General features: G+C 54.1%; 15 protein-coding genes. 9 read left to right on the plus strand and 6 right to left on the minus strand.

From position 1 onward, the window contains the following. The first annotated feature begins 8 nt into the window (after nt 1-8). Nucleotides 9-224: a pleiotropic regulatory protein RsmS gene (gene rsmS / locus ABR39_RS12820; protein WP_047347249.1), complete on the plus strand. Its 216-nt coding sequence runs from the start codon at nt 9-11 to the stop codon at nt 222-224. Here the strand turns inward: rsmS and mscK are convergent. After that, nucleotides 221-3,568 (minus strand): mechanosensitive channel MscK, encoded by a 3,348-nt coding sequence (mscK, locus tag ABR39_RS12825; protein ID WP_047347250.1) that lies wholly within the window; start codon nt 3,566-3,568, stop codon nt 221-223. The two genes, rsmS and mscK, sit on opposite strands and share 4 nt — an antisense overlap. A 112-nt stretch (nt 3,569-3,680) precedes the next feature. After that, nucleotides 3,681-4,334 carry a multidrug efflux transporter transcriptional repressor AcrR gene (acrR, locus tag ABR39_RS12830; protein WP_047347251.1) on the minus strand — a complete coding sequence of 218 codons (654 nt, stop codon included), beginning with the start codon at nt 4,332-4,334 and terminating at the stop codon, nt 3,681-3,683. A gap of 140 nt (nt 4,335-4,474) precedes the next feature. Between acrR and acrA the strand changes: the two genes are divergently transcribed. The 6 genes from acrA (at nt 4,475) to ABR39_RS12860 (ending at nt 11,314) form a co-directional block, all read left to right on the plus strand. Next, on the plus strand, nt 4,475-5,668 hold the full coding sequence (acrA, locus tag ABR39_RS12835; RefSeq protein ID WP_047347252.1) for a multidrug efflux RND transporter periplasmic adaptor subunit AcrA: 1,194 nt from the start codon (nt 4,475-4,477) through the stop codon (nt 5,666-5,668). A 22-nt stretch (nt 5,669-5,690) separates the two neighbouring features. Then, complete coding sequence (gene acrB, locus ABR39_RS12840) at nt 5,691-8,837, plus strand: multidrug efflux RND transporter permease subunit AcrB (RefSeq protein WP_047347253.1); 3,147 nt, start codon at nt 5,691-5,693, stop codon at nt 8,835-8,837. A gap of 511 nt (nt 8,838-9,348) precedes the next feature. Next, nucleotides 9,349-9,723 carry an Hha toxicity modulator TomB gene (gene tomB / locus ABR39_RS12845; protein WP_008499288.1) on the plus strand — a complete coding sequence of 125 codons (375 nt, stop codon included), beginning with the start codon at nt 9,349-9,351 and terminating at the stop codon, nt 9,721-9,723. Between the two features lie 27 nt (nt 9,724-9,750). Continuing rightward, nucleotides 9,751-9,969, plus strand: a complete 219-nt coding sequence (locus tag ABR39_RS12850) for an HHA domain-containing protein (protein ID WP_008499287.1) — start codon at nt 9,751-9,753, stop codon at nt 9,967-9,969. A gap of 208 nt (nt 9,970-10,177) precedes the next feature. Then, entirely contained in the window at nt 10,178-10,729 is a 552-nt protein-coding gene (gene maa / locus ABR39_RS12855; RefSeq protein ID WP_047347254.1) for a maltose O-acetyltransferase, read from the plus strand. A 117-nt stretch (nt 10,730-10,846) separates the two neighbouring features. Then, complete coding sequence (locus tag ABR39_RS12860) at nt 10,847-11,314, plus strand: YlaC family protein (RefSeq protein WP_047347255.1); 468 nt, start codon at nt 10,847-10,849, stop codon at nt 11,312-11,314. Here the strand turns inward: ABR39_RS12860 and ABR39_RS12865 are convergent. Continuing rightward, nucleotides 11,286-12,746: a PLP-dependent aminotransferase family protein gene (locus ABR39_RS12865; protein WP_047347256.1), complete on the minus strand. Its 1,461-nt coding sequence runs from the start codon at nt 12,744-12,746 to the stop codon at nt 11,286-11,288. The genes ABR39_RS12860 and ABR39_RS12865 overlap by 29 nt on opposite strands. Before the next feature lie 101 nt (nt 12,747-12,847). Between ABR39_RS12865 and ABR39_RS12870 the strand changes: the two genes are divergently transcribed. Continuing rightward, the gene (locus tag ABR39_RS12870) at nt 12,848-13,558 is read left to right on the plus strand and encodes a GNAT family N-acetyltransferase (protein ID WP_047347257.1); all 711 of its coding nucleotides are present in this window, start codon (nt 12,848-12,850) and stop codon (nt 13,556-13,558) included. Here the strand turns inward: ABR39_RS12870 and ykgO are convergent. Together ykgO and ABR39_RS12875 are read right to left on the minus strand one after the other, a co-directional pair. Continuing rightward, on the minus strand, nt 13,555-13,695 hold the full coding sequence (ykgO, locus tag ABR39_RS24165; protein ID WP_003859006.1) for a type B 50S ribosomal protein L36: 141 nt from the start codon (nt 13,693-13,695) through the stop codon (nt 13,555-13,557). The two genes, ABR39_RS12870 and ykgO, sit on opposite strands and share 4 nt — an antisense overlap. A 2-nt stretch (nt 13,696-13,697) precedes the next feature. Next, nucleotides 13,698-13,958, minus strand: coding sequence for a type B 50S ribosomal protein L31 (locus tag ABR39_RS12875; protein WP_047347258.1), 261 nt, complete (start codon nt 13,956-13,958; stop codon nt 13,698-13,700). 219 nt (nt 13,959-14,177) lie between these two features. Between ABR39_RS12875 and ABR39_RS12880 the strand changes: the two genes are divergently transcribed. Next, on the plus strand, nt 14,178-15,743 hold the full coding sequence (locus tag ABR39_RS12880; protein WP_047347259.1) for an EAL domain-containing protein: 1,566 nt from the start codon (nt 14,178-14,180) through the stop codon (nt 15,741-15,743). Here ABR39_RS12880 and ABR39_RS12885 read toward each other — a convergent pair. Beyond that, nucleotides 15,736-16,008 (minus strand): metal/formaldehyde-sensitive transcriptional repressor, encoded by a 273-nt coding sequence (locus tag ABR39_RS12885; RefSeq protein WP_024906840.1) that lies wholly within the window; start codon nt 16,006-16,008, stop codon nt 15,736-15,738. The genes ABR39_RS12880 and ABR39_RS12885 overlap by 8 nt on opposite strands. Nucleotides 16,009-16,084 lie beyond the last annotated feature (76 nt).

Raw genomic sequence — 16,084 nt, forward strand, 5'->3', positions numbered from 1 at the left:
CCCTACTCATGTCACTGGAAAATGCACCCGATGAGGTCAAACTGGCCGTCGATTTGATTATGCTGCTGGAGAATCATGAGATCCCCGCCGAGACGGTGCTTAAGGCGCTGGAGATTGTGCGGCGGGATTTTGAGGGAAAATTACCCTCTCAGCCTGCCCTCTCCCCTGAGGGAGAGGGAGAAAATCGTTCCCTCGCCCCTAAGGGCAGAGGGAAAATAGATTAAGCCGGAGTGGGATCGTCACCCTTAATCTCGCGCTTCACTTCCGTATGCTCATCACCTTTCTCGTTGCGTAGATGAACCTCAAGCTGGTTAAAGGCGATATTGATATCGTTTTCACGACACAGGCGATCGATAGAACGGTTCAGTTCATCCACCGTGTAGCTGCGATCGCGCAGCTCGCGCACGTATAAACGCAGCTCGTGATCCAGCGTGCTCGGCCCAAAGGTGGTGAAGAACACCGCCGGGGCAGGATCGTGCATCACTTTCGGATGTTCTGACGCCGCCTTCAGCAGCACCTCTTTCACCTTCTCCAGATCCGATCCATAGGCGACGCCCAGGCGGATCACCACGCGCGTCACCGTATCGGAGAGCGACCAGTTGATCAGACGCTCGGTCACAAACGCTTTGTTCGGGATGATCACCTCTTTGCGATCGAAGTCGGTGATGGTGGTGGCACGAATACGGATCTTACTGACCGTACCGGAGAAAGTGCCGATGGTGACGGTATCGCCGATACGAACCGGACGTTCAAACAGGATGATCAGACCGGACACAAAGTTACCGAAGATCTCCTGCAGGCCAAAACCAAGGCCAACCGAGAGGGCGGCTGCCAGCCACTGCAGTTTATCCCAGGAGACGCCAAGTGAGCCAAAGACCGTCATCGCCCCGGCAATGATGATGACGTAGTTGAGGATCGTGGTAATAGCGTACGACGCCCCCTGACGAAGATTCAGACGCGACAGGACCAGCACTTCCAGCAGGCCTGGCAGGTTGCGAATCAGCGCCCAGGCCACGACCGACGACACCAGTGCAAACAGCAGGCTGCCCATGGTCACGCTTTTCATGACCGCCGCACCGGCTTCGGTTCCGTTGTATTGCCAGAGCGTAATACTGTCGAGATAGGCGAAAACGGTTATAAGATCGGACCAGATGGCCCAGAACATCACGGCAAACAGGGCAATCATCACCAGCATGGTGATACGCAGCGTCTGCTGGTTAACCTGCTCCAGCGCGATGGTCGGCTCTTCCTGTGGCTCTGCCCCTTCGGCCCCCTCTTTCACCTGATGCTGACGACGCGCGATGGCGCGGCGATAGGCAATGCGGCGTGCTGCCACGCTCAGGCCGCGCAGCACGGTCTGATAGAGCAGGTTCCAGACGATCACCAGATAAACCGTTTCAATCCAGCGCCCGGACAGGCGCAGCGTGGTGTAAAAGTAGCCCGTTGCCGTGAGCACCATCAGCGCCAGCGGAATGATCGCCAGAACCGTCACGGTGGCCAGACGAATATTGTGGGACTCTTTATCACGCCAGCTGTCGCGGCACATCGGCCACATCAGGATAGCAATCAGCAGCAGGTTCAGCAGGATCACCAGCTGGCCCAGCACGTCATCCATCAGATGCAGCGGGGAAAGTTCAGAGACAACCGACCAGAAGTGCAGCGGCAGCAGCGCGAGGCTGATGCGCACAATCTGACGACGCCAGTGGCTGGTCAGCTGTGCAGGCATGTTGAAATGGCGCACGGCCACGCCGTCTTTTTCCAGCACCTTCCAGCAGACGCCGAACACCAGCCAGAACAGCGCCAGTTTTTTACTGAACGCCCACAGCAAATCGCTGACGTTGAGCTGCATCGTGAGCAGAATCAGGCCCACCGCCAGAATAATCAGGCACACCGGCAGGGCGCGAATGAGATCGATTAGAATCGCTTTTGGCGTATGGAGCTGGCTATCGTTTCGCAGCTGCCCCACTTCGGACGCCAGCTTCGCCTGGTATTTTTTCAGCCAGCCCAAACGCCAGCGAATCAGGCCCGCAATCAACAGCAGCGGTAACCCCGCCAGCAGAGCAATCGTCACCGCGGGCCAGGCTTTCTCCCAGTTCACGGTGATCTTCATGCTCTTGATCTGCGTTTTCAGCGTCTCAGGGAAGGATTTAATCCAGTCCCAGTCCATCGGTTTATTGCTGTTTACCCAGAAAATCTGCTGGGTCAGGATCTCCTGCAGACTTTTCGAGACGCTCACCAGCTGCTGCTGGTTGATCTGCAGGTTAATGGCCATCATCAGCTGGTTGCCCAGCTGTTTGTTGAGCTGGTCCAGCAGCTCGCGACGCATATCAACGACCTGGAGCAGCGCGTCGTGCACTTCCGGGTTCACGTCGCTGGAGTGCCCCTCTTCAATTTTGGCGACAAAGGCATCGCTCTGGAAAAGGGCATCGCGCTGCTGGTTGACGTCAAATTGTTCAAGACGTAAATCCGCAATGCGGTTGGTCATGTCCTCCAGCTCATCGGCGGAGGGGAGCGTCTGCTGCTGCTGGTAGAGAATACGCGACAGCAGAAGGCTGCCTTTCAGGACCGCGATCTGCTCTTTGATATTGCGTTCCGCCTGCAGCGCGCGGTCCAGCCAGTTTTTGACTTTGATATTTTGCTGAACCAGCGAGTTGCCGCTTTCCGTCGCCACAATCAGGCGCTGGCTAAGCTGGTGGTTAGCCTCGAGCTCCTGCTTCACCAGCGGATTCGCCTGAATACGGGCGGTTTCGTCAGGCGATACGGCCTCCTGAGCGGTTTTTTCCGTCAGCGTCAGGCGCTTGCTGTTAACCGCCTCCTGCAACAGCTGGAGCTGGTGTTCCAGGCGATTAATATTCGCGGTGACGTAATCACGCTGTTTCTGCAGCGTATCCTGCAGCACCGTATTCCCTTCCAGGCTTTTACGCTGCTGTTCGATTTGCGCGTTGAGCAAGGTCTGCTGAACCAGCAGCAGGGTTTGCTGCGTCGGGCGCAGCGTGCCTTCCCCTACCGTTGTGCCGTTCAGGCGGTTGCGGACCTGCTGCAGCTGCTGAGACGCGGAGTACATCAGATTTTGCACGCGCTCCGGCTGGGTTTGCAGGGAGACAAGCTGACTGTTATACGTTGCGAGGTCGGACTGCGCGGTTTGCAGGTCGTCGAGTAACTGCGCGACGCGCGACTCCAGCTGGCGTAAAGAGAGCGTCGAGAGCGTCTTGCGCGTTTCGTCGTCGTTATCCACGTCGCTCAGGGCGTTCAGCGATTCCGTCGCTTTGCGCATGTTTTCAGGGGCCTGCGCCACCTTCTGGCGAAGCTGGGCGGTTTCTGCTTTGATGCGCTCGATTTTATCCAGCGTTTCCAGCGTTTCCGTCAGATCCTGCTGGATGAGTTTATCCAGAGGAGAAAGCTCTTTTTGCTTGTTCAGCGTGTCGAGCTGCGACTGAACATCGCTGCGCGAGGGGATATCATTGCTGTTATCGGCGCGGGCCCAGGTCAGCGGCGCCGTGGCGAAGAAAAATAGCATCGCAAAGAGCAATGCAAATACAGGATGTTGCGAGCGATTGATGGGCAGCATAGTTGTGAATGATGTCAGAAGACGACCGAAAATAGTCCGGCGTGAAGAATATCACGCTCGCCTGAAGCAGAATAGCGCGAACGTGAGCCTCTGAGATAAATCCTGGAACCACTCAGGCAGTGAGAGAAGATGTATCACTACGCAGCGTGGGGCAGAGCTGAAGCATTTCCAGTAAAATTGCCACGTAGCTGCGGGCTTCCTCTTTCAGGTCAAAGGATTGCGGGGAAAATAGCCAGTTTTCCATCAGGCCTGAAATGTAGCTGCGCATCAGGATAGCCGCCCGGCGGGTCAAGAGATTGGCCGGTAACAGATTTGCCTGCATGCACAGGTTCAGATTCTGTTCAATGCGGTCATAGCTCTCCAGGCTAAGGCTACGTTGCGCCTGCTGCACCACCGCCATTTCGCCAACGAACTCGCATTTATGAAAGATAATTTCCATCATTAATCTGCGACGTTCTTCAACTACCGTCGCTTCAAGGATATATACTAATATTTCTCTCAATACTGAGAGTGGATCGTCGGGGAATTTTGCCCGATACTCACTCTCGAGATCGCTAATGCTGGACTCTGAAAGCTCCCAGATTTCACTGAACAGATCTGACTTGTCTTTAAAATGCCAGTAAATCGCTCCCCGCGTTACACCGGCAGCCTGAGCAATCTGCGCCAGCGAGGTTGACGAAACACCTTGCTGAGAAAACAAACGTATTGCCACATCCAGAATGTGTTGTCGGGTTTCCAGCGCTTGTTGTTTGGTTTTTCGTGCCATAGGTGAGTGAATTTACAGGAGTCAGATTTACATACATTTGTGAATGTATGTACCATAGCATGACGATAATATAAACGCAGCAATGGGTTTTAGACTCAGGACCCTTGATCAATTTGAAATCGGACACTCGAGGTTTACATATGAACAAAAACAGAGGGTTAACGCCTCTGGCGGTCGTTCTGATGCTCTCAGGCAGCTTAGCGCTAACAGGATGTGACGACAAACCGGCTCAACAAGGAGCTCAGCAGGCGCCAGAAGTAGGCGTCGTGACGCTCAAATCTGAACCTCTACAAATCACCACCGAATTACCAGGCCGCACAAATGCGTACCGCATTGCGGAAGTTCGTCCTCAGGTTAGCGGCATTATCCTGAAGCGTAACTTTACCGAAGGCGGTGATGTGAAGGCCGGTGAGTCTCTGTATCAGATTGATCCAGCAACCTATCAGGCATCGTATGAAAGCGCCAAAGGTGACCTGGCAAAAGCACAGGCTGCGGCCAAAATTGCCCAGCTGACGCTGAACCGCTATCAAAAACTGCTTGGTACCAAATACATCAGCCAACAGGACTATGATACAGCCCTGGCGGATGCCCAGCAGGCTAACGCGGCCGTAGTGGCAGCCAAAGCGGCAGTCGAAACCGCCCGCATTAACCTGGCCTATACCAAAGTGACCTCCCCTATTAGCGGTCGTATTGGTAAGTCTTCCGTCACGGAAGGGGCACTGGTGCAGAACGGTCAGACCACTGCTCTGGCAACCGTGCAGCAGCTTGATCCGATCTACGTCGACGTGACGCAGTCCAGCAATGATTTCCTACGCCTGAAACAGGAGCTGGCTAACGGCACCCTGAAACAGGAAAACGGCAAAGCCAAAGTGGAGCTGATTACCAACGACGGTATCAAGTTCCCGCAGGAAGGTACGCTGGAATTCTCTGACGTGACGGTCGACCAGACCACCGGTTCCATCACCTTACGTGCGATTTTCCCGAACCCTGACAAAAATCTGCTGCCAGGTATGTTTGTTCGCGCGCGTCTGGAAGAAGGAACGAATCCAACCGCCATTCTGGTTCCACAGCAGGGTGTGACCCGTACGCCACGCGGCGATGCGAGCGCACTGGTTGTTGGGGCAGATGACAAAGTCGAAACGCGCAATATCACCGCTACCCAGGCGATTGGCGATAAATGGCTGGTGACGGAAGGTCTGAAAGATGGCGATCGCGTGATTGTTACTGGTTTGCAAAAAGTTCGTCCTGGCGCGCAGGTTAAAGCACAGGAAGTGAAATCTGACGATAAACAACAAGCTTCGGCCGCTGGCCAGTCAGAACAAACCAAGTCTTAACTTAAACAGGAGCCGTTAAGACATGCCTAATTTCTTTATCGATCGCCCCATATTTGCATGGGTGATCGCCATTATCATCATGCTGGCCGGGGGACTTGCGATCCTGAAGCTGCCTGTCGCGCAATATCCAACGATTGCGCCACCGGCGGTGACAATTTCCGCAACCTACCCGGGGGCTGATGCGAAAACGGTGCAGGACACCGTCACTCAGGTTATCGAACAGAACATGAACGGTATCGATAACCTGATGTACATGTCCTCAAACAGTGACTCTACCGGTACAGTTCAGATCACCCTGACCTTCCAGTCAGGTACTGACGCTGACATTGCGCAGGTTCAGGTGCAGAACAAACTGCAGCTGGCGATGCCTTTGCTGCCGCAGGAAGTACAACAGCAGGGCGTGAGCGTCGAGAAATCGTCCAGTAGCTTCCTGATGGTTGTCGGCGTTATCAACACCAACGGCACCATGACGCAGGAGGATATTTCCGACTACGTAGGCGCCAATATGAAGGACGCTATCAGCCGTACTTCCGGTGTGGGTGACGTACAGCTGTTCGGTTCCCAGTACGCGATGCGTATCTGGATGGACCCGAACAAACTGAACAACTTCCAGCTGACCCCGGTCGACGTGATCAGCGCGATTAAAGCGCAGAACGCCCAGGTGGCAGCCGGCCAGTTAGGCGGTACGCCGCCGGTGAAAGGCCAGCAGCTTAACGCCTCTATCATCGCGCAGACCCGTCTGACCTCGGCCGATGAGTTCAGCAAAATTCTGCTGAAGGTGAATCAGGACGGTTCGCAGGTTCGCCTGCGCGACGTGGCGAAAGTGGAACTGGGCGGTGAGAACTACGACATCATCGCGAAATTCAACGGCAAGCCGGCTTCCGGTCTGGGTATCAAACTGGCGACAGGCGCTAACGCCCTGGACACCGCCACGGCGATCCGTGCAGAACTGAAGAAGATGGAACCGTTCTTCCCGTCAGGTCTGAAGATCGTTTACCCGTATGACACCACGCCGTTCGTCAAAATCTCGATTCACGAAGTGGTTAAAACGCTGGTCGAGGCGATCATCCTGGTATTCCTGGTGATGTACCTGTTCCTGCAAAACTTCCGCGCAACGCTTATCCCAACGATTGCTGTGCCGGTGGTATTGCTCGGGACCTTTGCGATCCTGTCGATATTTGGCTACTCGATAAACACCCTGACGATGTTCGGGATGGTGCTCGCCATCGGCCTGCTGGTGGATGATGCCATCGTTGTGGTAGAGAACGTCGAGCGCGTCATGGCGGAGGAAGGTCTGCCGCCGAAGGAAGCAACCCGTAAGTCAATGGGTCAGATCCAGGGCGCGCTGGTCGGTATCGCGATGGTACTGTCTGCGGTATTTATCCCGATGGCCTTCTTCGGTGGCTCCACCGGTGCGATTTACCGTCAGTTCTCCATCACCATCGTTTCTGCGATGGCGCTGTCGGTACTGGTGGCGTTGATCCTGACGCCAGCCCTGTGTGCCACCATGCTGAAGCCGATTCAGAAAGGCGGCCATGGCGAGCATAAAGGGTTCTTCGGCTGGTTTAACCGCATGTTTGATAAGAGCACGCACCACTACACCGACAGCGTAGGCAACATCCTGCGCAGCACCGGTCGTTACCTGCTGCTCTATATCATCATCGTGGTGGGTATGGCCTACCTGTTCGTTCGTCTGCCAAGCTCCTTCCTGCCGGACGAAGACCAGGGCGTGTTCCTGAGTATGGCCCAGCTTCCGGCGGGTGCGTCGCAAGAGCGTACCCAGAAAGTGCTGGATGAGATGACCGATTACTACCTCACCAAAGAGAAAGCCAACGTTGAGTCCGTGTTTGCGGTTAACGGCTTTGGCTTTGCGGGTCGCGGTCAGAACACCGGTATTGCCTTCGTCTCTCTGAAAGACTGGTCTGAACGTCCGGGCAAAGAGAACAAGGTTGAAGCCATCACCGGCCGTGCAATGGGCACCTTCTCGCAGATTAAAGATGCGATGGTCTTCGCCTTTAACCTGCCAGCGATTGTTGAACTGGGTACCGCGACCGGCTTCGACTTCCAGCTGATTGACCAGGGCGGTCTGGGTCACGAAAAACTGACGCAGGCGCGTAACCAGCTGTTTGGTGAAGTTGCTAAGCACCCTGACCTGCTGGTCGGCGTACGTCCAAACGGCCTGGAAGATACGCCGCAGTACAAAATCGACATCGACCAGGAGAAAGCCCAGGCGCTGGGCGTGTCCATCAGTGACATCAATACCACGCTGGGCGCAGCCTGGGGCGGTAGCTACGTTAACGACTTCATCGACCGCGGTCGAGTGAAGAAAGTGTACGTGATGTCAGAGGCGCAGTACCGTATGTTGCCGAACGATATTAACAGCTGGTTCGTGCGCGGCAGCAATGGTCAGATGGTTCCGTTCTCGGCGTTCTCAACGTCACGCTGGGAATACGGTTCACCGCGTCTGGAACGCTATAACGGTCTGCCGTCTATGGAGATCCTGGGTCAGGCAGCGCCGGGCCGAAGCACCGGTGAAGCCATGAACCTGATGGAAGAGCTGGCGAGCAAGCTGCCTTCGGGTATCGGCTATGACTGGACCGGTATGTCCTATCAGGAACGTCTGTCCGGTAACCAGGCCCCTGCCCTGTACGCCATTTCACTGATTGTGGTCTTCCTGTGTCTGGCGGCGCTGTACGAGAGCTGGTCGATTCCGTTCTCCGTAATGCTGGTGGTTCCACTCGGGGTTATCGGCGCGCTGCTTGCGGCAACGTTCCGTGGACTGACCAACGACGTTTACTTCCAGGTAGGCCTGCTGACAACCATTGGCCTGTCGGCGAAGAACGCGATACTTATCGTTGAATTCGCCAAAGATCTGATGGAGAAAGAAGGCAAAGGCCTGATTGAGGCGACGCTTGAGGCGGTTCGTATGCGTCTGCGCCCAATCCTGATGACGTCACTGGCGTTTATCCTCGGCGTACTGCCGCTGGTTATCAGCTCTGGTGCGGGTTCCGGTGCGCAGAACGCGGTAGGTACAGGTGTTATGGGCGGTATGATCACCGCGACCGTACTGGCTATCTTCTTCGTACCGGTGTTCTTCGTGGTGGTTCGCCGCCGCTTCAGCCGTAAGAATGAAGATGTTGAGCACAGTCATTCGGTAGAACCTCACTGATACCGGTTTCACATGATAAAAAGGCCGCATTAGCGGCCTTTTTCATTTTCAGAAAAAATCATAAATTACGCTTATTGTAGTTCTATTTATTTTCTGCCATCTTAATTAGACATATCATAATTAACTGATAACTTAATCGGTGAATTCAGGATTTTTTTAATTTCATTTCCCCGCTTAAGCTATTAGGAATATTCCTAATAAGAAGTTCAGACAAAGAAAAGTCCGAATCAGAACTTTTCTCATCGTTTAAGCTAAGCCAATGAAACGTAAGGAAGCGATAAAAATCCATTGTTAATTTGGATAAAAAAGTTCAGTCCTGGACGAACAATTGCCTGTACGCTCGCAGTCTACGGTTTTATTTGTAATTTTTCGTAATAGCGCGATGAAATCTTGAAGCGAGTGGCTTATAGTTAGAGTTATCAGGAACACAGCACCCGTGCGGCTAAGTATGTTGTATCCATCCCGACATTGATGTTCGGTGAGTAAGAAATCACTCAGAAGGGGATGCGCTATGGACGAGTACTCGCCAAAAAGGCATGATATCGCGCAGTTGAAATTTCTCTGCGAATCCTTGTACCATGACTGCCTTGCCAATCTTGATGAAAGTAACCATGGCTGGGTAAACGACCCAACGTCTGCCATCAATTTACAGTTGAATGAGCTGATAGAGCATATCGCAACCTTCGCACTTAATTATAAAATTAAGTACAATGAAGATAATAAGCTCATTGAGCAAATTGATGAATACCTGGACGACACCTTTATGTTGTTCAGCAGTTACGGCATTAACGCCCAGGATTTGCAAAAATGGCGTAAATCGGGAAACCGGCTATTCCGCTGTTTCGTCAACGTGAGCAGAGCTAACCCGGTTAGTCTTTCCTGTTAAAATTATTACAATTACTAAGGTGAATTTATGTCTGATAAACCACTCACAAAGATCGATTATTTGATGCGCTTGCGACGTTGTCAGTCAATTGACACGCTCGAGCGCGTCATTGAAAAGAATAAATACGAGCTTTCTGATAATGAACTGGCGGTATTTTATTCAGCCGCTGACCATCGTCTTGCTGAGCTGACAATGAATAAGCTGTACGACAAAATCCCTACTTCTGTGTGGAAATTTGTCCGTTAATGTTTGAAGGGTGTCTGTAGAGTTCTACGCCACGTTCTAAGCTATATATACCTATCCCGTTATGCTCCCTGTGCCCAGGCCAGGTTTCCGTGTAAAACGTGTTCTTCCGCAACAATGTTGTGACGCTAGTCACATCGGCTTTCCGGGAACGTTCCCCTTCTGGCCTGTTACGATTACCCTGCGGTAATGACATCCAGAGAGGTTTCTCATGAGCGTAGAAAAACAGAAGATGATTGCCGGTGAACATTACCGCCCCGGTGATGAAACATTACGGGCTGACCGACTTCGGGCCCGCCATCTGATTTATCGCTATAACCACACCGCACCTGATGAAAAAACAGAACGCCAGAACATTCTGGCGGAGCTTCTTGGGCAAAGCGAAGGGGCTTATATAGAACCGAGCTTCCGCTGCGACTATGGATATAACATTTATCTGGGTACAAACTTTTACGCTAACTTCGATTGCGTGATGCTGGACGTCTGTCCTGTTCATATTGGCGACAACTGCATGCTCGCGCCAGGTGTGCATATTTATACGGCCACCCATCCCCTGGATGCGGAGGAGCGTAATAGCGGCGTGGAGTTTGGAAAACCCGTCACCATTGGTAATAATGTCTGGATTGGTGGCCGGGCGGTCATTAACCCTGGCGTCACTATCGGTGATAACGTGGTGGTCGCCTCCGGTGCCGTGGTGACGAAGGACGTCCCGGCAAACGTCGTCGTTGGCGGCAATCCGGCAAAAATCATCAAAACGCTGTGAGGTTCCGGGGAGTCAACTGTTATGGTCTTTTAGCGCCAGACTGTTACTTTTTTCAGCCTGATGGCTCCCCTAAAATTGGCAGACACCCTGTATTGTCAACTCTCATGAAGGCAAATAATGACCGAGATACAGCGCCTGCTTACCGCCACCATCGACGATCTTAACCTCCGCGAAAAGCGCGATAATCGCCCGCGCTTTAGCATTAGCTTTATTCGCAAACATCCTGGACTGTTTGTCGCAATGTATGCCGCCTGGCTGGCGACGCTTATTGTGATGCTGAAGTCCGAAACGCTGGTGGACTCCGTCTGGCTGCTCGTTGTGCTGTTTGTCGTCTTTAACGCCTTTTTCTTTTTCGACGTGAATCCGCGCTACCGTTACGAAGATATCGACGTCCTCGATTTCCGGGTCTGCTATAACGGCGAATGGTACAACACGCGCTATGTGCCTGCGGATCTTATCGAGAGCATCATGCACTCGCCGGCAGTGGAAACCGAGCAAAAAGAGAAGCTGCAGAAAATGGTCTCCACCAAAGGCCAGCTCTCTTTCTATGACGTCTTTACCCTTTCCCGCCCTGCTGCTGCGTAATTAACGCCTGCAGGCGTCGGATCCCCGGCACAAACTGAGAAGCAGAGGTATTGCCGTAGCCTAAAACCAGACCGGTTTGCCCCTGCTTCGACTCCAGGTAATACCCGCTCAGTGCAGCGGGTGCCAGCTGAAACGCCCTCGCCTTCTCCACCAGCCCCCGGTCGTCAATACCGTCTATCGCCAGCGTCAGATGCATCCCGCCTTCGCCCGCCAAAATGCGGTGCGGCGTATGCAGCTCCGCGCCCAGCACCTCCCGCAGCTGGCGGTAACGCTTACGATAGAGCCGACGCATGGCGGCAAGATGGCGGGCATAGTGACCTTCTTCAATGAACAGCGCCAGGGTACGCTGCTCAGCACGATGCCCACCGCGCAGCAGCGAGCCGATGGCCGGGCGCGCCGCGTTGGCCAGCGCTGGCGGCAGCACCATGAACCCCATTCTTAGCGACGGAAACAGCGTTTTACTGAACGTCCCGAGATAGACAACGGGCGCGTTAGCGACCATTCCCAGCATGGCCGGCACTGGCTCACCGGTATAGCGGAACTCGCTGTCGTAGTCGTCCTCAATAATCCACGCGTTATGCTGTCTGGCCAGCTCCAGCAACGCCAGGCGCCGCCGTGCACTGAGCACGCTCCCGTAGGGGAACTGGTGTGAAGGCGAGGTAAAAATCAGCGAGGGTGAAGGCGCATCCCCCCCTTCCCAGCACATCCCCTCCTCATCAACCGGTATTCCCGTCATTTTCAGGCCGGCTTTAACAAAAGCGCTCTTTGCCCCGCTATAGCCGGGGTTTTCTACCCAGGCGACATCGCCTGGCTCACTCAACAGCATCGTGCACAGGTTAACGCCCTCAAGCGCCCCTTCCGTGATCACAATCTGGCTGGCGTCGCAGTCAATGCCGCGAGATAGCGCAAGGTGCCGGGCAATTGCAGCCCGCAGCGACGGCTCACCGGCCGGGTCGCCGTACCCTAACAGGGCATATCCCTCCTCCCGCATCACGCGATCGTACAATCGCCGCCACAGCGGCAGAGGAAAATAGTTGATGGCCGGCGTTCCAGGGGTAAACGCCAGAACCGGCGTGTCCCGGATCACCTGCGCAGGCAGCAGGCCGACCCGTCTGGCGAGCGTAATGGTAGGGTCCGGCAATGTCCGGGCGACAGCGCGGTGAGCGAGCTGTGCCACCCGCGTGCCCTGGCGGTTACGCTGCAAATACCCTTCAAGCGTGAGCTGGTCCAGCGCTGCATTAACGGTATTGCGGGAAAGGGAAAGCTGCTGAGCCAGCGTTCGCGAACCGGAAAGCTGGCTGCCGGAGCGAAGCCTTCCGCACAGTATGGCCTCCCGCAAAGCAAGATAGAGCGCGCGCTGGAGCGTCTCTTCCCCACGTTTTTTCAGGGCTGCATTGAGCAAGGTATAAAATTCATCACCCGGTATATTCATCTCATCTCCTCGTGGAACCATCAAAACATAGCCTGTTGGTTCTTTTTAAGGAACCAGCAATTTACTAGTCTGGAACTCTTTTCAACGTCACGGAAATTAAGATGAAGACATTCAATCAGTTCGGACAGCCAGTGGGCGAACCCCTTCACGACTGGCAACCTCGCCAGCATCCGTCCCGGGTGGTACTTCAGGGTCGCTATTGTCGGCTTGAGCCGCTGCGCGTGGAGCATGCCGACGCGCTGTTCTCCGCATATTCCCTGGCCGAAGATACCCGCAGCTGGACGTGGCTACTGCGCGAACCCGATGCCACCGCAGAGGAATTTGCCGGATGGGTGGCGAGCGTAAGTGAGTTACCCGATCCCATTCACTTTACCGTTATCGATAACCAGACCCAATCTCCGGTCGGGACGCTGTCCCTGATGCGGATCGATCCCAAAAACGGCGTGGTGGAAGTGGGGCACGTTCACTTTTCTCCGCTGTTAAGCCGCACGCCCATGTCGACAGAAGCGCAGTATCTGCTGATGCGGTATGCGTTCGATACCCTTGGCTACCGGCGCTATGAATGGAAGTGCAATAGCCTGAACGAGCTTTCCCGCAAAGCGGCACTGCGTCTGGGCTTTCAGTTTGAGGGGCGTTTTCGCCAGGCGCTGGTCATAAAAGGTCATAACCGGGATACCGACTGGTTTTCGATTCTCGACAAAGAGTGGCCGGCGCTGGCAAGCGCCTTTGAAAGCTGGCTTGCCACCGACAATTTTACTGCCGATGGCAAACAGAAAAGATCCCTGGAAAGCTGGCGAGAAACGCGCATTTAGCGTCTTTTTTTACGCCCCTGAACCGCCTTAAAGCGCGGGTTGGATTTGCAAATCACGTATAAGCGTCCCTTGCGTTTGACTATCTGGCAATCCGGGTGACGCTGTTTTGCACTGCGCAATGAGTTAAGTACCTGCATGGTTAGCCCCGCTTCGCATTGAGAAAACCGCCAAAACGCTTGCGGAAGCGCGCCGTGCTGCCATCCGTGGAGAACGTTTTCTGCTTACCGGTATAAAACGGGTGCGATTTTGACGAGACGTCGATGGTGATGTACGGATACGTTTCGCCGTCGAGTTCAATTTCGCGCTCGGTCTTAATGGTTGAGCCCACTTTAAAATATTCATTGGCGCTGGTGTCGTGGAAGACCACGGTACGATAAGCGGGATGGATATTTGGTTTCATCATAAACCTCTTATGTTTTGTTATAACATAACAAAATAATATCCAGGCCCGTCTGAAAAAACAACCCCTCTCACCTGCCGATATTTTTGGGTTTGCCTGAGATAAAATGATAGCCAGGCCAACCACGTGCTATAACTATATCATTTCGCGGTAAAATCTTTCTCTTCAGGCAGGGAACTCAGTGCCCAGGAACGGGTATACGAGGAAGGAAACGACAGCATGAAAACTCGACATCTGGTCAGTCTGGTGACTGGCGTACTTATCTTTTCCGTGCTGGTCCCCATTTGCCTTAGCATCTGGCTGGCCCATCGTCAGGCGGAAGATAAATTTGTCGATGCGCTGGATAACTATGCCTCACGCGTGCTGGTACGAACCGACAGGGTCGTGGAGCAGGCAAAAGAAGCGCTCAATCACCTGGAGGCCTTTGAGGGCGTGCCGTGTAGCCCTCTGCAGTTAAGAGAGATGCGCCGCGTCGCTTTCTCGTGGCGATATGTCCAGGAAGTGATTTATATCGATAACCTTAAGCCGCTCTGCTCCTCCCTGGAGCAAACCAGCCATGCGTCCCCTTTCCCGCCGCCGATGCGCATTACTGAAGATGGCTACAGCGCATGGCTGACCACGCAAAACGATCTTGGGTTTAACCGCTACATGGCCGTGCTGGGAAAAGGTCATTATCTTGTCATGGTCGATCCAGCCTCACTGGTGGATGTGATCCCTTTCGGTGAGATAGCGATTGACGCCGCCCTGGTAGGAAGTACAACCCACCGCATATTCGCCAGCAGCAATAAACTCGATCCGCATATCCGTGACACGATCGAGGGTCATGAAGTGAGAAGCGTCCAGTATAACGGCTCAATGTACGTCATGAAGCCCGTCCCTGAGCTGGGTTTTACCGTCGTGACATGGGCAACGCTCAAGCCGCTGGCTGAAACCTGGCACCGGCAGCTGCTGCTATGGCTGCCCTTTGGCATCCTGATGAGCCTGCTTGCCGCGCTCTTTGTCCTGCGGATCCTGCGCCGCATCCAGTCGCCTCGCAATCGCCTGCTTGACGCCATTAACAGCCGCGATTTTGTGGTTCACTATCAGCCCATCGTGGCGCTGTGTAGCGGAAAAATTGTGGGCGCAGAGGCGCTGACGCGCTGGCCACAGCCAGACGGAAGCAGCCTTTCGCCTGACATCTTTGTGCCGCTTGCAGAGCAAACGGGGCTCATCTCGCAGCTGACGCAGTTAGTCATCGAAAAAGTGTTTGAAGATATGGGCAGCTGGCTGCACCTTCACGACGATCAGCACATCTCCATTAACCTCGCGCCCGCCGATTTAACCTCCGGCACGCTGCCGGCTCTGCTGAGCCAGTTGCTGAATAAGTGGAAAGTCCATCCCAAACAGATCGCCCTTGAGTTAACCGAACGCGGCTTTGCCGATCCCCAGATTAGCGCACCGGCTATCGCCGCATTCCGTCGTGCGGGTCACCCTGTCTATATTGATGATTTTGGCACGGGCTATTCCAGCCTGAGCTATCTGCAGGACCTGGATGTCGACACGCTCAAAATTGATAAATCGTTCGTGGACGCGCTGGAGTATAAAAACGTGACGCCGCACATTATTGAAATGGCGAAGTCGCTGAAGCTGGCGATGGTGGCCGAGGGTGTCGAGACCGCAGGGCAGCTCGCCTGGCTGCACCGGCACGGCGTACAGTATGGGCAGGGGTGGTACTACAGCAAAGCGCTGCCCAAAACGGAATTTATTCTTTGGGCCGAAAATAACCTCGAAACGCACTCTACTTAAGATAGGATTTGATCACCTGCAGCACTACGCCAAGATCGGCTTCACGCTGCGCTTCTTCAGGCTCTTTCACTACGTGATCGGTTAAATGCCCTTCGATCACCTGCATCATCATGCCGTTGACCGCCCCGCGGATCGCCGCCAGCTGCTGTAACACCTCGGCGCATTCGTGATCGCTATTCAGCATTTTCTCCAGAGCGTTACTCTGCCCCTGAATTTTCTTCAGGCGAGTCAATAACATTTTCTTGTCGCGAACGGTATGTGACATCTCTGCATCCCTCTCTTTTTGGCTTTGAAAGCATATCACGCTCTACTCCCCCTGAGTATTTTTCTACTGGGGGGTA

The sequence above is a fragment of the Enterobacter genomosp. O genome (assembly GCF_001022965.1).
Lineage (GTDB): Bacteria > Pseudomonadota > Gammaproteobacteria > Enterobacterales > Enterobacteriaceae > Enterobacter > Enterobacter cloacae_L.

Excerpts from the sequence above, each read along its gene's own strand:
- acrR (WP_047347251.1), bottom strand. The coding sequence starts at position 4,334 with ATGGCACGAAAAACCAAACAACAAGCGCTGGAAACCCGACAACACATT.
- maa (WP_047347254.1), top strand. The coding sequence starts at position 10,178 with ATGAGCGTAGAAAAACAGAAGATGATTGCCGGTGAACATTACCGCCCC.
- ykgO (WP_003859006.1), bottom strand. The coding sequence starts at position 13,695 with ATGCAGGTACTTAACTCATTGCGCAGTGCAAAACAGCGTCACCCGGAT.
- ABR39_RS12865 (WP_047347256.1), bottom strand. The coding sequence starts at position 12,746 with ATGAATATACCGGGTGATGAATTTTATACCTTGCTCAATGCAGCCCTG.
- tomB (WP_008499288.1), top strand. The coding sequence starts at position 9,349 with ATGGACGAGTACTCGCCAAAAAGGCATGATATCGCGCAGTTGAAATTT.
- ABR39_RS12885 (WP_024906840.1), bottom strand. The coding sequence starts at position 16,008 with ATGTCACATACCGTTCGCGACAAGAAAATGTTATTGACTCGCCTGAAG.
- rsmS (WP_047347249.1), top strand. The coding sequence starts at position 9 with ATGTCACTGGAAAATGCACCCGATGAGGTCAAACTGGCCGTCGATTTG.
- mscK (WP_047347250.1), bottom strand. The coding sequence starts at position 3,568 with ATGCTGCCCATCAATCGCTCGCAACATCCTGTATTTGCATTGCTCTTT.
- ABR39_RS12850 (WP_008499287.1), top strand. The coding sequence starts at position 9,751 with ATGTCTGATAAACCACTCACAAAGATCGATTATTTGATGCGCTTGCGA.
- ABR39_RS12860 (WP_047347255.1), top strand. The coding sequence starts at position 10,847 with ATGACCGAGATACAGCGCCTGCTTACCGCCACCATCGACGATCTTAAC.
- ABR39_RS12875 (WP_047347258.1), bottom strand. The coding sequence starts at position 13,958 with ATGAAACCAAATATCCATCCCGCTTATCGTACCGTGGTCTTCCACGAC.
- acrB (WP_047347253.1), top strand. The coding sequence starts at position 5,691 with ATGCCTAATTTCTTTATCGATCGCCCCATATTTGCATGGGTGATCGCC.
- ABR39_RS12870 (WP_047347257.1), top strand. The coding sequence starts at position 12,848 with ATGAAGACATTCAATCAGTTCGGACAGCCAGTGGGCGAACCCCTTCAC.
- ABR39_RS12880 (WP_047347259.1), top strand. The coding sequence starts at position 14,178 with ATGAAAACTCGACATCTGGTCAGTCTGGTGACTGGCGTACTTATCTTT.
- acrA (WP_047347252.1), top strand. The coding sequence starts at position 4,475 with ATGAACAAAAACAGAGGGTTAACGCCTCTGGCGGTCGTTCTGATGCTC.